This is a genomic window from Sphingomonas sp. ERG5, assembly GCF_000803065.1.
Taxonomy (GTDB): domain Bacteria; phylum Pseudomonadota; class Alphaproteobacteria; order Sphingomonadales; family Sphingomonadaceae; genus Sphingomonas.
In genome coordinates this window covers 16,428-32,123 of the sequence record NZ_JSXI01000063.1, presented here as the reverse complement: position 1 = coordinate 32,123, position 15,696 = coordinate 16,428, and the positions used below count along the sequence as shown (strand labels likewise).

13 protein-coding genes are annotated in these 15,696 nt (G+C 64.4%); 5 read left to right on the top strand and 8 right to left on the bottom strand.

Going from position 1 to position 15,696, the window contains the following annotated elements; all coding sequences use genetic code 11:
* Positions 1–37 precede the first annotated feature (37 nt).
* The 7 genes from OO12_RS19800 to OO12_RS19770 all read right to left on the bottom strand — a co-directional run bounded on the left by OO12_RS19800 (position 38) and on the right by OO12_RS19770 (position 7,309).
* Complete coding sequence (locus OO12_RS19800) at positions 38–238, bottom strand: hypothetical protein (protein ID WP_034160466.1); 201 nt, start codon at positions 236–238, stop codon at positions 38–40.
* 1,537 nt (positions 239–1,775) lie between these two features.
* Positions 1,776–2,378 carry a TIGR02466 family protein gene (locus OO12_RS19795; protein WP_034160465.1) on the bottom strand — a complete coding sequence of 201 codons (603 nt, stop codon included), beginning with the start codon at positions 2,376–2,378 and terminating at the stop codon, positions 1,776–1,778.
* Positions 2,375–2,947 (bottom strand): aminoacyl-tRNA hydrolase, encoded by a 573-nt coding sequence (gene pth, locus OO12_RS19790; protein ID WP_034160464.1) that lies wholly within the window; start codon positions 2,945–2,947, stop codon positions 2,375–2,377. The genes OO12_RS19795 and pth overlap by 4 nt, the downstream gene beginning before the upstream one ends.
* 122 nt (positions 2,948–3,069) lie before the next feature.
* Positions 3,070–3,768, bottom strand: coding sequence for a 50S ribosomal protein L25/general stress protein Ctc (locus tag OO12_RS19785; protein WP_034160463.1), 699 nt, complete (start codon positions 3,766–3,768; stop codon positions 3,070–3,072).
* A gap of 100 nt (positions 3,769–3,868) precedes the next feature.
* Entirely contained in the window at positions 3,869–4,729 is an 861-nt protein-coding gene (locus tag OO12_RS19780) for a TraB/GumN family protein (protein WP_235364900.1), read from the bottom strand.
* 274 nt (positions 4,730–5,003) lie between these two features.
* Positions 5,004–5,927: a TraB/GumN family protein gene (locus tag OO12_RS19775; protein WP_034160462.1), complete on the bottom strand. Its 924-nt coding sequence runs from the start codon at positions 5,925–5,927 to the stop codon at positions 5,004–5,006.
* Positions 5,928–6,154: 227 nt separating this feature from the next.
* The gene (locus OO12_RS19770) at positions 6,155–7,309 is read right to left on the bottom strand and encodes a TraB/GumN family protein (protein ID WP_235364899.1); all 1,155 of its coding nucleotides are present in this window, start codon (positions 7,307–7,309) and stop codon (positions 6,155–6,157) included.
* 574 nt (positions 7,310–7,883) lie between these two features.
* Here OO12_RS19770 and OO12_RS19765 point away from each other — a divergent pair.
* From OO12_RS19765 to OO12_RS19745, 5 genes are all read left to right on the top strand, one after another.
* Positions 7,884–8,744, top strand: a complete 861-nt coding sequence (locus tag OO12_RS19765) for a glycine--tRNA ligase subunit alpha (RefSeq protein ID WP_034160650.1) — start codon at positions 7,884–7,886, stop codon at positions 8,742–8,744.
* A gap of 151 nt (positions 8,745–8,895) precedes the next feature.
* Positions 8,896–11,223: a glycine--tRNA ligase subunit beta gene (gene glyS, locus OO12_RS19760; protein WP_034160461.1), complete on the top strand. Its 2,328-nt coding sequence runs from the start codon at positions 8,896–8,898 to the stop codon at positions 11,221–11,223.
* A 43-nt stretch (positions 11,224–11,266) separates the two neighbouring features.
* The gene (gene ppdK, locus OO12_RS19755) at positions 11,267–13,936 is read left to right on the top strand and encodes a pyruvate, phosphate dikinase (protein ID WP_034160460.1); all 2,670 of its coding nucleotides are present in this window, start codon (positions 11,267–11,269) and stop codon (positions 13,934–13,936) included.
* Positions 13,937–13,995: 59 nt separating this feature from the next.
* Positions 13,996–14,571, top strand: a complete 576-nt coding sequence (locus tag OO12_RS27110; protein WP_052216084.1) for a DUF1214 domain-containing protein — start codon at positions 13,996–13,998, stop codon at positions 14,569–14,571.
* A complete protein-coding gene (locus OO12_RS19745; RefSeq protein ID WP_034160459.1) occupies positions 14,568–15,095 on the top strand; it encodes a DUF1254 domain-containing protein in 528 nt (175 codons plus the stop codon). The genes OO12_RS27110 and OO12_RS19745 overlap by 4 nt, the downstream gene beginning before the upstream one ends.
* Before the next feature lie 4 nt (positions 15,096–15,099).
* Here the strand turns inward: OO12_RS19745 and OO12_RS27105 are convergent, their stop codons facing one another.
* A complete protein-coding gene (locus OO12_RS27105) occupies positions 15,100–15,672 on the bottom strand; it encodes a hypothetical protein (RefSeq protein ID WP_052216083.1) in 573 nt (190 codons plus the stop codon).
* Positions 15,673–15,696 lie beyond the last annotated feature (24 nt).

Genomic DNA, 15,696 nt, shown 5'->3' with positions numbered 1-15,696 from the left:
GCGATAGGGGGTTCGGACGCCGAGCGCCAGTGTTGCGTTACAGCGCGACGATCGACTGTCTCAACTCACCAGACAAAGGGCCGGGCGCGCCGGCGATGGGGATCCCGGTGGCGCGCTCCTCGTGCATCTTTGCCAGCGTCCGGTGCACGCGCGCGACCGAGGGGTCGAGGGCGCGATGGGCACGGATCGTTTCGGCCTGCGCGCGCTGCTCGTGATATTCGCGATCGTCCAACTGCATAGCCGAATCCTCGTTCGAGTCGTTGGCCCCGGTGACGGTAGCTATACCTGAAATCGCGACGATCCGCCTTAACATCCGTCTAGTCGACTGCTTCGCCTGGCGAGGGGGGCAGGTTGAATGGGCAGACGCTGTCCCCCTTAGGCGTCGTTTCGATATGTCGATCATCACCACGTCAATGAGCTTTGCTTCGGCCTGATGATAAGTAACTGATGAATAATAGGGGTGCTCCGGAACTGTTTCCCTAGTTAATTGACTATAAATATTGATTCCACGAGAGCAGTATTGTGACGATTCGACAAATTATGCCTGACATGTAATGGTAAAAGTGATCGAGTCGAAAGAGCCGCTCATGACTCAGCAAGATATGGTTCTTTCTTCAGTATCGATCATCGTTAGGTGATCGCTGAGTCGCCTGCGCACGAGTTTTTGTGCGTCACAATGTCTGTCCAGTATGATGATCAAGCATGGCGCAAATGCGCTACAAGGAGATTTGTTATCGATCACGCATAGGAAGAGGATATCGAAAATGAAAATGATCACGAAGATTGCTGCTTCGGCACTCGCGCCGGTCTTTATGGCTGCGGTCGTTACATCTGCGGCGGCTCAGAACATAGTATCTCCAGCGCCTGGTACCAATATAACGATGGTTGGGATACTAATTAACACCGGCCCTACGGGACCAGGTCCGGGGGCGGGTGGTCCCGGTAACCCTGGATGCCCATTTATATTAAATGGGAAGGTATTGTCGGGAACTCCTGGGGTTATTCAGGTTGATAGTGTCACAAGTTGCAAGGTATTTACGGTTCCCATATTCTTTAGATATTTATCTGCAAATTCAGGAAAAATAGATAGGCTAGAAGCTACGCGCTTGGCTCAGTTTTCCATGAATGAAAAATGTGGAGCCAGTAATATAATGTTTTCATGGACTAATCCGGATCATGCCTATGTTCCGCCAACCGTGGGAAATGTTCCTAGTCTACCAGGGTTTCCGGCATGCTCGCTTGAAATCCATTTTTACACTTCATCTCCCGTCATTGTTCAGTAGCTAACTGCCAATGGTAGCGCAAAAAGGGTCATCAACTGATGCAGCCGGGCGGCGTGGCGCGTTCCATGCCACGCCGTCAATCCTTCCCGCCCGGATTGAAGCATCCCACCTGTGAGTCGGTTCGACGCGCGAACCCCGCCGCGAACGCACCATCAGACGTCGGCAGAACGTAGGTCATGCACAAGGCCGCTGCGCTCATCGCGCCGCGGCAATTCTGTTTTCCGACCATAAGAAAGAGCGCGCCGATACAAGCCCGGCAAGCGATCCATGGTCGATCCTGTGCGATGGTTGAATCGCCATCGGCGACAGGACCGCGCGCGGGGTCCTGAAAGAGCGGATCGCGGGAGATATGTTACGCCCACCTGTAACATGTCTCCCTGTCGCCGTCACAACGGAGAATTCACATAATTCATTATATATCAGTAGCTTAATGCGGCATCGCCGACCCCGGCCGCTGCCCGGTGCGCGGCTCGATTCCGGCGCATGCCGGCCTCAGCGATAATTGAAGCTGATGCTGATCCGCTCGCTCTTGGCGGTGCCCGGCGGCACTTCGTGGCGCAGCCAGCTTTCCCACAGCAGCACAGTGCCGTCGGACGGCGCGACATAGACGAAGCTGCGCAGATCCTCCGGCGCATCCTCGTCGCGGGTCGGTGCCGCCATCATCAGCGGCAGGCGCGGGTCTTCGAGCTTCAACGGTCCGGCGCCCGGCGGGACGGCGATATAGACCGTGCCCGACACCACCGAATGCGGGTGGATATGGCCCGAATGCGTGCCGCCGGGTTTCAGGATATTGACCCACAGGCTGTCGAGCTTGAGCTTGCGCCCGCCCAGATCGAACGCGCAATCCATGGCAAAGGCGGCGACATGCTTGTTGAGCCGTTTGACCAGCTCGCCAAAGGTCGGGTCGCGCAGCGGCAGGTCGTCGAGCGAGGCGTAGGACGTATAGCCGCGATAGCCATGCTCCTTCGACCAGGCGCGCCCGGCGCGGTCGTCCTCGCTGAGCATGCGGCAGGCATGATCCAGTTCCTCGACAAAGGCGGCATCGTCCAGCGCGCCTTCGTACAAGCGGGTGGCGAACAGGCTGCGGCTGCTCATGAGTCGGCGAGCCGGAGCGCGACATCGCTCATGAAGCGCGCATCGTCACCCTTCGCCAGCCATGGCGCCTCGGCTGACACTGCGCCGAGCAGGTCCGAGAGCGAGTCCATTTCCGCCTTGGCATAATTGCCCAGCACATGGCCGTGCACCCGGTCCTTATGGCCGGGATGGCCGATGCCGATGCGCACGCGGCGGAAATCGGGGCCGAGATGCTGGTCGATCGACTTCAGCCCGTTATGCCCAGCAGTGCCGCCGCCGGTCTTCACCTTGACGCGAAAGGGATCGAGATCGAGCTCGTCATGAAAGACCGTGAGCGCATCCATGTCGAGCTTGTAGAAGCGCAGCGCCTCGCCGACGCTGCGGCCGCTTTCGTTCATAAAGGTCGCGGGCTTGAGCAGCAGGATCTTCTCAGCCCCGACCCGGCCTTCCTGGGTCCAGCCCTGGAACTGCTTCTTGATCGGCGCGAAGTCGTACAGGTCGGCGATCGTGTCGGCGACCATGAAGCCGACATTGTGCCGGTTGAGCGCATAGTGCGCACCGGGATTTCCAAGGCCGACCCAGAGTTGCATTCGATCTCCCTGAGGCAAGGAAAAGGGGGAGGCAAGAAAAAGGGCAGCGGAAGCGGTCTTTTCGACCGGCATCCCACTGCCCCTCGTTCAATCCTCTCCCGCGAAGGAGAGGGTTTGTCGGCTTACTCGGCCTTGTCGCCTTCGGCGGCTTCGCCAGCGTCGGCGGCTTCGGCCTCAACGGCTTCAGCTTCGGACTCGGCGGCCTGTGCCTCGGCAACGGCGGCATCAGCTTCGTCGTCGGCGGCGGTCGGGACCGTCGGCGGGACGATCGTCGCGATGGTGAAGTCGCGATCGCTGATTGCCGAGGTCACGCCCTTGGGCAGTGCCACGTCGGAGATGTGGATCGCATCGCCGATCTCGCGGCCGGCGAGCGAGATGGTGATCTCGTCCGGGATATGGGCCGCGTCGCACACCAGCTCAAGCTCGTGCTTGACGATGTTGAGGACGCCATTGCCCTTCTTGATGCCGGGCGATTCTTCCTCGTCGGTGAACACGACGGGGACGTTGACATGGACGGTGGTGTGCTCACCGATGCGCAGGAAGTCGACATGGACCGGGCGATCGCTCACGGCGTCGAACGCGACATCCTTGGGCAGCGTGCGGATAGCCTTGCCACCGGCATCGATCATCACGACCGAATTCATGAAGTGACCCGTCATCAGGAGGCGCATCAGCGCCTTTTCCTCGACATGGATCGACAGGGGATCTTGCTTGTTGCCGTAGATCACGGCGGGTACGCGGCCTTCGCGACGCAGCGAACGGGAGGCTCCCTTGCCAACCTGTTCACGCGTCTCGGCTGCGAGCGTCAGCTGTTCGCTCATATTCTTGCTCCGAGTGTGCGTTGTCATTTCCGCGTCAGGCCTCCAGGGATGACCCTGACCGGAAGCGCGGCGCTATAGGGGAGAGCGGACCGGGACGCAACTATTGCACGCGCTCGACTTTCAACCCCCGCGCCCGCAGCATCGCGACGACTGACGTGCCGCCCGCCAGATGCCCCGCGCCGACCGCGACCAGCACCGTGCCGGGTGCGGTCATGCGCTGCGCGATCCAGCCCGACCAGCGCCGGTTGCGGTCAGTGACCAAAATGGTTTCCAGCGCTGGCGCGCCGCGAAAACCGGGCTCGAAGGTCGCGGCGATCCTGGCCGTGTCGCCGCTGCCCCAGGCGGCAAGCGTGCGGTGATAGCCATCGGATTGCTCGATCGCGCGCAGCAGCAACAGGCGCTGCGCCGCTTCGGGCAAGGTATCGAACATCGCCAATTGCCCGGCCTGGGTTTCCAGCGCGCGGCGCGGCTTGCCCGCCGCCGCGAAGCGCCGTGCGACCACGGCTTCGACGCCATGGTCGATCGTCGCGCCCATCGCCCGGCTCTCGCCGCCGCTGAGCGTCGCCGCCACGGCCCAGCTCTTCATCCCGCCCAGCGTGTCGGCCGACAGGCCGGCAGCGCGCGCCGCCTGCTTCAGCCGGTCGCGCTGCCCGGGCGGTACGCGGTCGGCGATTGGCGGCAACCCGTCCGCATGGGCGGCGGCGGCAAAGGTCGCCGCTGCCTGTTCGGGCGGCTGGGCCGGGATTTCGGTCACCAGCATGTCGGCCGCATCGATCGCCTGGTCGATCGCCGGCGTCTCCCATTTCACCCCGGGCGGCAGTACATGGATCGTGCCGAGCAGCCAGATCGTCGTATCATGATCCTGCACCCGCCACAGCGCCGGCCGCGCCTCGATCATGGCGGGCCGGTCGCAGGCGGTGACGAGCAGCGCGATCGCCGCTGCCAGCAAGGGCCGCATCATCGCAGGAGCAACATTGTTCGAGCAACAGGGGATTGGGCAGAATCCCCTCGCCCCGTTCGGGCCGGGCCTGTCGAAGCCCCGTTCTTTCTCGCCGCAGAAGAACGGCCGTTCGACAAGCTCAGGGCGGATCGAATGGAGTGGAGCAAGCCACCCCCGTTCACCCTGAGCCCGTCGAAGGGTACGCGCAGCGCATGGGCTTCGACGGGCTCAGCCCGAACGGACGGAGGAAGGCTATTCCACCCAAGTCGATGGTGCCCTGGAGGAAAACCACGGATCAATGCAGGACTCGGGTGGCCTTCAGTCCGTAGCGGGCGAGCTGGCGCTGCACGCTGTCCGGGCCGGCCAGATGGCCCGCGCCGACCGCGACGAACACCGTGCCCGGCTGCTTCATGCGATCGGCGATCACCGTCGCCCAGCGCTGGTTGCGATTCTTCAGCAGCACATCGTACAGCGAGCGCGAATCCTTCAGGTCCTCATTCATCATTTCGCCCAGCTTCACATCCTGTCCCTTGCTCCAATAGCCGAGCATTTCATTGATCTTCGGGCCGAATTCCTCGGCTTCCTCGATGCTGCTCATCAGGAACACGACCTGCGCCGCCTCCGGCAGCGTATCGAAATAGCCGAGCTGCTGAGTCATGGTCTCGAAGCCTGACAGGCGCTTACCCGCTGCCTTGGCCGCCTTGGTCAGCTGCGCCTCGGTGCCGTTCTCGGCGCTGAAGCCGGCCTTTTGCATGGCCATTTGCGACAGCATGATGCTGACGAACCAGGGTTCATATTGCTCGACCGCGGCGGGCGGCAGGCCAAGCCTGGTCATGCCGGCGGTATAGGCCGCGCGCTTGTCCTGCGGGATCTTGTCGGACAGCTTCTTGCCGCTGGTATCGGTTGCAAGCGGCATGATGATCTTCTGCGCTTCGGCCGCCTCCGGCATATTGAGTTCGAGCACGACCTGGTCGCTGGCGTCGAACGCGGCTTTCACCGGGCCGTCGAACCAGTTGAGATTGGGCTTCAGCGCATGAAAGGTGCCGAACAGATAGATCGTCGTGTCCTTGTCCTTGACCACCCACAAGGCCGGGTCCGCCTCGACCTTCCCGGCGGGTGCGGCTGTCGGATTGGGCGACGGGGTGGGGGCGGGGGTTTGCGCCCAGGCTGATGTTGCCGACAGGATTGCCGCGATCAGCGCGGCGATGAAACGCTTCATGAAGTTCGAGTCCTTAACAGCTGGATCGGGAGGAAGATGGGGGCGTCTTGCGCGAAAGCCTAGCGGAAGCATCATCATAAAAAGGTTATCGCCGCAGTTGGGGTGACAGGTTCCCAGATGAAGGCCCCCCCCCAGGAGACTGGCCCCCCGGAGATTGGGCCCCAGGAGACTGGCTGCGCGGGATTGGCGGTCGTGCCGGATCGGGTTCGTCACGGGCAACGCCCGAACTACTGGATACGCGTGACCTTGATGCCCCGCCGCTCGAGCAGGTCGATCACTGATCCCGGCCCGATAAAATGCCCCGCGCCCGCCGCGAACAATATCGTGCCACGCCCGGTCCGCAGCCGCCGGATCAATTCCCCGGTCCAGGCCTGGTTGCGATCGGTGAGCAAGGGCGCCGACAGCGCCGCCGACCCGGTGACCGATTGCAGGTCGACGGTCAGCGCTGATCCGGGCCCGACTTCGCCCCTGGCCCAGGCATGGATCGAGGCGCGCATTTCGGCACGCGAGAGTTGCGGCGCGTCGAGCGCCCGGTCGAGCATCCGGCGCTGATCGGCTTCCGGGATCGCATCCACAGTCGCCATCACCTGCGCGCCATCTTCGATTTCCTCGACCGGGCGGCCGCGTGCGCGGAAATTCTCCTCGAACCAGTCATCGGCGCCCGGGCCCGGTATCTCGCCGCTGCGATAATCGCGCACGAACGACACCGCGACCGCCGCGATCCAGGTCGGCAGCGCGTCCATCATGCTGTTCGCCTGGGGCGGCAGTGCCGCGCGAAACCGCGCCAGTGCCGCACGGTGGCTGGGCGAGACGCGCGCGGCAAGCGGTGGTGGCCGCAGCCCCTTGCGCTGCGCGCCCGTGAGCAAGTCGATCGCCGCGAGACCGTTCCCCGCAACACCGTCATCGACGGCTTCGACGATCAGGGTCTGCGCTTCGGCGGCGATCCGGTCGACCGCGGCGTCGCGCCATTCGAAGCCGGGCGGCAGGACATGGATCGTGCCGAACAGATACAGCGTCGTGTCGTGATCGGCGATCCGCCAGATGGCGGGGTGCGGGCGGTAATTCTGCGAGAGCTGCGCCAGCTTCAGCCGGTCGATCAGCGCTGCCTGTTGCGCCGCCGACGGCAAATCCTCGGCATCGTCGTCATAAACGAAATCGTCGGGCGTGACGCGCTCGTCGGCCGGCAGTTTCGGATAGACGATTCGCGGCGGCGCATGACGCGACGTGACGATCGGCGTGTCGGGGATCGCCGGATAGGGGATATGCCGGGCAGCGGCGGATTGCGCGCCGATGACCAGCAACAGGGCGGCCATCCCGGCCGCACCGCGCCGTCCCCCCACGCCGTAGCCCGGCTTACGCGCGACCAGCCCCCGGTTCATCATGGTTAACAAGCCCAAAGCCGACCCGCCGTCAATCGCCGCACCGGCGCTTCGGGCGCGCCACATGCCATGGCCTCTCCCCTCACTTCACTCGGTTCGATTCACATCACTCGCCGGCGGCATCATGCTCGCTCTCCGGCGCGCATCCTGTGTGCGGCGAAGAAAGAACAGTCGACCGACCATTTGACTCAACCAGACCCGGAACCGAGCCGATCATGACTCTCACGCCCGCTTTTTCCCGTCACTCCCGCAGCACGCGCGAAAAACTCCCGTGCGGATCCATCAAAACTCCCGCAGCTTTTCCCGCAGCCTCCCGCAGAACCCTCAAAAAGCATTTTCCCCCGGAAACTCCCGCAACAACTCCCGCAGCTGCGGGAAAATGACGGCGCTGGCGGCACTGTTCCAAAGCGCTTCGGGGCGGGGATGATCACGCCGATTCAATCGCACCGGTCGATCCGTGCCAGTTGACCCTAAAGAGGCCATGCGCCAAAGCGGCGGCGCTTTTTATCCCGCACTTGCGAAGGGTTTCCGCCGCGTGACCGCTGGTCCCGACACCAAGCCGCTGAGCTTTCAGCGCATGATCCTGACGCTCCATGACTATTGGAGCGATCATGGCTGCCTGATCCTGCAGCCTTACGACATGGAAATGGGCGCCGGCACTTTCCATACCGCGACCACCTTGCGCGCGCTTGGCCCCGATACGTGGAACGCCGCGTTCGTGCAGCCATGCCGCCGCCCGACCGATGGTCGCTATGGTGAGAATCCCAACCGGCTGCAGCATTATTACCAGTATCAGGTGATTCTGAAGCCAAGCCCGCCCAACCTGCAGGAACTCTATCTCGGCAGCCTGGCCGCGATCGGCATCGATTTCACCCATCACGACATCCGCTTTGTCGAGGATGACTGGGAATCGCCCACGCTCGGCGCCTGGGGTCTGGGCTGGGAAGTGTGGTGCGACGGGATGGAAGTGACTCAGTTCACCTATTTCCAGCAAATGGGCGGGTTCGACTGCAAGCCGGTCGCGGGCGAGCTGACTTATGGGCTCGAACGCCTCGCCATGTATTTGCAGAACAAGGATTCGATCTACGACCTCGCGTACAATGACGTGCCCGAGGGACGCAACGTGCCGGCGGTGAGCTATGGCGACGTCTTCCTCGAAAATGAGCGTGAGATGTCGAAATGGAATTTCGAGATCGCCGACACCGACACGCTGTTCGACCTGTTCCGCAAGGCGGCGGCGGAATGCGAGAATTGCCTCGCCAATGAACTGCCGATCCCCGCATACGAGCAGGCGATCAAGGCGAGCCATGTCTTCAACCTGTTGCAGGCGCGCGGCGTGATCTCGGTCGCGGAACGCCAGGCCTATATGGGCCGGGTGCGCGATCTGGCGAAGGGCAGCTGCCAGGCATGGATGGACAAGAACGGGTGGGCGGCGTGACGGCTCTCTTAAATCCTCCCCGGAACGGGGAGGGGGACCAGCGTAGCTGGTGGAGGGGGCGTGCCTCGGACGTTACGCTTGTGGAGGTCCCCCTCCACCACGCGCTGAAGAAGCGCGCGGTCCCCCTCCCCGTTCCGGGGAGGAGCACAATATGACCGATTTCCTGCTCGAACTCCGTTCGGAAGAGATTCCGGCGCGCATGCAGGACAAGGCGCGTGACGATCTCGCGCGGCTGTTTGCCGCTGAGCTCGACAAGGCGGGCCTGAAGGCCGGCGCGCTCGAAACGCTCGCCACGCCGCGCCGCCTGACCTTGATCGCCCGCGACCTGCCGCTTCAGACCGAAGCGGTGTCGGAGGAGACCAAGGGCCCGAAGACCTCCGCACCGCCCCAGGCGCTGGAAGGCTTTCTGCGCAAGACCGGCCTGACGCAGGATCAGCTGATCGACCGTGACGGCATCTATTTCGCCGTGGTCGAAAAGCCTGGCCGCGCGACCGCTGATGTGCTGGCGGAGGCGATCCCGGCGATCATCCGTGCTTTCCCCTGGCCCAAATCGATGCGCTGGGGCGATGCCTCGGCCTCGACCGAAAGCCTCAAATGGGTCCGCCCGCTCCAGGGCATCATCGCCTTGCTCGGCGAGACGATCGTGCCGTGCCAGATCGCCGGGATCGCCTCGGGCGCGACCACCGTCGGCCACCGCTTTCATGCTCCGGCTGCGATCACCATCACCAGCGCGGCGACCTATGCCGAGCAATTGCGCGATGCGCATGTCATTGTCGACCAGGCCGAACGCCGCCAGATCATTGCGCTCGGCGCGACCATGGCCGCGCGCAAGGCCGGGCTGGAACTGGTGCAGGACGAAGGCCTGCTGACCGAGAATGCCGGGCTGACCGAATGGCCGGTGCCGTTGCTCGGCCGCTTCGACGAAGCGTTTCTGGCGGTGCCGCCCGAAGTGATCCAGCTCACCGCGCGGGTGAACCAGAAATATTTCGTGTGCCGCGATGCGGGCGGCAAGCTCGCCAATGCGTTCGTGTGCACCGCCAACATCGACGCGGTCGATGGCGGCGCGAAGATCATCGACGGCAACCGCAAGGTGCTGGCGGCGCGGCTGTCGGACGCGAAATTCTTCTACGAGACCGATCTGAAAGTGCCGCTCGAGGCGCAGGCGAAGAAGCTCGACCGCATCATATTCCATGAGAAACTCGGCACGGTGGCGGACAAGGTCGACCGCGTCGCGAAGCTGGCAAGGTGGCTGGTCGAGGAAGGCATTGTCGGCGCCGATCCGACCACCCGTCATCCCCGCGAAAGCGGGGATCCCGCTTCTTCTACTTCTTCTGCTTCGCCGTCGGAAACCGCACAAGGCAGCGGGATCCCCGCTTTCGCGGGGATGACGGCGGAGGAACGGGCGCAGCTTGCCGATATGGCCGAACGCGCCGCACGCCTGTGCAAGGCCGATCTCGTCACCGGCATGGTCGGCGAATTCCCCGAGCTACAGGGCCTGATGGGCGGCTATTACGCCGCCGCGCAGGGCGAACCCGCCGAAGTCGCCGAGGCGATCCGCGATCATTACAAGCCAGTCGGGCAGGGCGATGATGTGCCGACTGCGCCGGTAACGGTGGCGGTGTCGTTGGCGGATAAGCTGGATACTCTCATTGCCTTTTTTGGCGCCGACGAATTGCCATCGGGGTCGCGAGATCCGTTTGCTCTACGACGCGCAGCTTTGGCGGTTATCCGACTCCTCGTTGATGGACAACACCGTCTGCCGATCCGGTTGCTCTACCGTAAGGTTTTGAAGACTCTGGTTCCTCAGCGCATGAGGGCTTTCAGCAAACCGCAAACGCAAAATGACATTGAAGCGTTTAATCGGGCAGGGGTTGATCTCGACGGTGAAGCGCTAGAACGATATTTAGATAACTTGGTCGATCAGCCTCACATCGCGGCGATGATAGAAGAAATTGCCAAAGGCCAACAACTACTCCTCGACTTCTTCGCCGACCGCCTCAAGGTCCAGCAACGTGAAGCCGGCGTCCGTCACGACCTGATCGACGCGGTGTTCGCGCTTGGCGGCGAGGACGATCTCGTCCGCCTGCTCGCCCGCGTTCACGCCCTGCAATCCTTCGTCACCACCGAGGACGGCGCCAACCTGCTCGCCGGGTACAAGCGCGCCGCGAACATCCTCAAGAAGGAAGGCTTTACCGCCGCCGAGGATAAGCTTGTGGCGTATGACCGCGATCCCGCCGAAGGGGCGCTGGTCGCCGCGCTCGATTCCGCTGAGCCGCGCGCACGTGACGCCGTGGCGGCGGAGGATTTCGAGGGGGCGATGGCGGCATTGGCGAGCCTGAGAGGGCCGATCGACCAGTTCTTCGAAGACGTGACGGTCAATGATCCCGATCCGGACAAGCGCGCCGCGCGGCTCGCGCTGCTTTTGCGGGTGCGCGACGCGGTCCATTCGGTCGCTGATTTTTCGAAGATCGAGGGCTGACACTTTTCACGGCAGCCGGCACAAATCTAATGGGGACGAGTGAATGACGCAGTACGTCTACCGCTTCGGCGGCGGGGTTTCCGATGGGGGCAAGGGCGACAAGAATCTGCTCGGCGGCAAGGGCGCGAACCTCGCCGAAATGGCCTCGATTGGCCTGCCGGTGCCGCCCGGCTTCACCATCTCGACTGAATTCTGCGAAGTCTATTATGACGAAGGCCGCGCCTTTCCGCCGGCGCTGCGCGACGAAGTCGCCACCGGCATCGCGCATATCGAGGGCGTGACGACCAAGAAGTTCGGCGATGCGTCGGATCCGCTGCTCGTCTCGGTCCGCTCCGGCGCGCGTGCGTCGATGCCGGGCATGATGGACACGGTGCTCAACCTCGGCCTCAACGACGAAACGGTGAAGGGCCTTGCCGCCACCTCGGGCGACGCGCGCTTCGCCTGGGACAGCTATCGCCGCTTCATCCAGATGTATGCCGATGTGGTGCTCGAACTCGATCATGGCAGCTTCGAGGAAGCGCTCGAGATCGCCAAGGAGGACAAGGGCTATTATCTCGACACCGAACTGACCGCCGAGGACCTGCAGGCGCTGGTCGCCGAATATAAGGCGCTGGTCGAGGCGCAGTGGAACAAGCCCTTCCCGCAGGACGTGCATGACCAGCTCTGGGGCGCGGTCGGCGCAGTGTTCGGATCGTGGCAGTCGGAACGCGCCAAGGTCTATCGCCGCCTCAACGACATTCCCGCCGCCTGGGGCACCGCCGTGAACGTGCAGGCGATGGTGTTCGGCAATATGGGCGATACCTCCGCGACGGGCGTGGCGTTCACGCGTGACCCGGCCAAGGGCGACCGCGCTTATTATGGCGAATTCCTGATCAACGCGCAGGGTGAGGATGTCGTCGCCGGCATCCGCACGCCGCAATATCTGACCAAAGCCGCGCGCGAGACCGCCAATGCCAAGCCGGCCTCGATGGAAGAGGCGATGCCCGCGGTGTTCGGCGAGCTGGCCAAAGTGTTCGACCTGCTGGAGACGCATTACCGCGACATGCAGGACATCGAATTCACCGTGCAGCAGGGCAAATTGTGGATGCTGCAGACCCGTTCGGGCAAGCGCACCGCCAAGGCTGCGCTGAAGATCGCGGTCGATATGGCCGAGGAAGGGCTGATCACGCGCGAGGAAGCGGTGGCGCGGGTCGATCCGCAGGCGCTCGATCAATTGCTTCACCCGACGCTCGACCCGAGCGCGGTGCGCGATGTGCTGACCAAGGGGCTGCCGGCATCGCCGGGGGCCGCCAGCGGCGCGGCGGTGTTCGACAGCGACACCGCGGAGCGGCGTGCGGCGGCAGGCGACAGCGTGATCCTGATCCGCGTCGAGACGTCGCCGGAAGACATTCACGGCATGCACGCCGCCAAGGGCATCCTGACCGCACGCGGCGGCATGACCAGCCATGCGGCGGTGGTCGCGCGCGGCATGGGGCGTCCCTGCGTCTCGGGCGCGGGCACCATCTCGATCGACGCCAAGGCGGGCGTGATGCGCGTCGGCACCGGCAGTGCCGGGCGCGAAATACGCGAGGGCGACACGATCACCATCGACGGCACCACTGGCGAAGTGATGGCCGGCGCGGTGCCGACCGTGCAGCCCGAACTGTCGGGCGATTTCGGCACGCTGATGGTGTGGGCCGATGGTGTTCGCCGCCTGAAGGTCCGTGCCAATGCCGAAACGCCACTCGACGCCCGGGTCGCACGCGAATTCGGCGCCGAGGGCATTGGCCTGTGCCGTACCGAACATATGTTTTTCGACGCGGCGCGGATCACCGCGGTGCGCCAGATGATCCTTGCCGAGGATGAGAAGGGCCGCCGCGCCGCGCTGGACAAGCTCCTGCCCGAACAGCGCGCCGACTTCATCCAGCTGTTCGAGGTGATGGCGGGCCTGCCCGTCACCATCCGTTTGCTCGATCCGCCGCTGCACGAATTCCTGCCGCATGAGGAAAGCGAATTCGCCGAGGTCGCGGCGGCCGCCGGGGTCGATGTCGAGATCCTCAAGCGTCGCGCGGCTGAACTGCATGAATTCAACCCGATGCTTGGCCATCGCGGCTGCCGGCTCGGCGTGACCTATCCCGAAATCTACGAGATGCAGGCACGCGCCATTTTCGAGGCGGCGGTCGAAGTCGCGGAGAAATCGGGCGACGCGCCGATCCCCGAAGTGATGATCCCGCTGGTCGCGACGCGGCGTGAGCTGGAGCTGATGAAGATCGTCGTCGACAAGGCCGCGCAGGCGGTGTTCGCCGACAAGGGCCGCACGATCGAGTATCTCGTCGGCACGATGATCGAACTGCCCCGCGCCGCGCTGATGGCGGGCGAGATTGCCGAGATCGGGGAATTCTTTTCCTTTGGTACCAATGACTTGACCCAGACGACGCTCGGGGTGAGCCGCGACGACGCGGCGCGCTTCCTGACCACTTATGTCGAGCGCGGCATCTACGCCAAGGACCCGTTCGTCAGCCTCGATATCGAGGGCGTCGGGCAGCTGATCGAGATCGCGGCGGAACGGGGCAGGGCGGCGCGCCCGGGCATCAAGCTCGGCATTTGCGGCGAGCATGGCGGCGACCCGGCATCGATCGCGTTCTGCGAAAGCATCGGGCTCGATTATGTCAGCGCCTCGCCCTACCGCGTGCCGATCGCCCGGCTGGCGGCGGCGCAGGCGGCGCTCAAATAGGCTGGCCTGCCCGCCGCTTTTCGCGCAGTCTCCTGCTCAGGGCAGGGGGAGACAGCGCGATGTGGCCATGGGCAAGATATGCGATCACCGGCGTGGCCGGCATCCTGATCGGTGCCGGCGGTGCGGTATGGAGCGTGCGTGCCGGCGCGCTGGGCAGCGCCACATCGATCGGGCCCTGGACCACCGGCAAGGATTACGGCACCGCCGCGGCCAGCGCGAAGACCCGCGCGGTGGTGGCGTTGCGCGGGCTGCTCGCACTGCCGGCGACCGAGACGCGCTACTACAACGCCGCGACCGATGATGCCGGCCGCCCGCTCGATGGCAAATGTCGCTACCTCGTGATGGGCGGCGCCTTGCCGGTCAAATGGTGGAGCCTGACGCTTTACGATCCGCAAGGCTATCTCGTCGCCAACCCGGCCAATATCTGGTCGATCGGCAGCGCTGCGCTGCCGGCGGCGGAGCAGGGGCAGTGGCTGGTGACGATCGCGCCCGACAAGCAGGTGGGATACTGGCTGCCGACCGGCAGGCCCGGTCGGTTCGAACTCACCCTGCGCGCCTATCTGCCCGCCGATCGCGGCGCGGGCGATTTCACCCGCGACCAATTGCCCAGCATCGTGCGGGAGGGCTGCGCATGATCCGCCGCTGGTCTCTCCCGCTGCTCGTCGGGCTCGTGCTTGGTCTGGTCGCCTGGCAAGCGACTCTGGTCGCCACGCCACGGGTGCTGATGTGGCTCGCGGTCAAGCGCGTCGCGTCGATCGGCGGCGTCAACCAGATGACGCACACGCCGCTCGCCACCGCCGCGTCGCGGGCGATCGTCCGGCCAAGCCCCGATCTGGCCTATTCCTCCTGCCCCTATGACGTGTCGCGCGGCCCGGTGCTGGTCGAGGCGATACCGGTCGCGGCGCCATACTGGTCGTTGTCGATCTTCGATGCGAACACCAATGCCGTGTTCGTGCGCAACGATGCGGCGGGCGCGCGCAAGCCGCTGCGCATCGCCATCGCTCGTGCCGGCCAGACGATTCCGGCCGGGGCCGAGGTGGTGCGCGTCGAGGGCGACCGCGGCGTGGCGCTGATCCGCATCCTGATTGAGAACCGCGCCGGTTTCGCCGCGATCGATGCGGCACGACGCTCGGCGCGCTGCTCGGCGGTGGCCGGCTGACGCGTCAGGCCGCGCCGAAGCGGGCGCCATGCTCCTCGGTCTTGCCGGCGCGCAGCAGGGCCGCCTGATCGCGCCATTGTTCGCTGGTGATCAGGCCGGCGGGGATGCCGAGCCGCTGCTCCAGCGCCATTTCATCCTCGGCCGACATTTGTTCGATATCGGCAAAGCGGGTGACGCCGAGCCCGGCAAGCTTTTCCCGGAGCGGCTCGTCCACGCCGCGCAGGCGCGAAAGGTCATCCGGGTTACCTTCCGCTGGCAGATCCGGTTCGACCACCGGTTCGGCCCCTGGCTCGGCTGATGCGAGGGCGGGTGAGGGCGGATCCGGCACGGCGACGGGGGGCGCCACCTCCGGCTGACCCCGGAGCGAGGCATTGTCGCGTTCGAGCTCGGCAATGCGGGCGCTGCCTTCGCTGATCTTCGCTTCGGCCTTGCGGCGATAGGCGCTGTACGCCTCGCTCTCGGCGTAAAGGCGCTTGCGCCATTTCTTGCCGCCCGGATGCAGCCCGAGCCCAAGGCAGAGGCCACCGAAGAAGAGCAGCACCAGGACGACGACCTGGCCAAAGCTAGTGAACAGCATACGAGCATTCCCGACGAGTTCCGG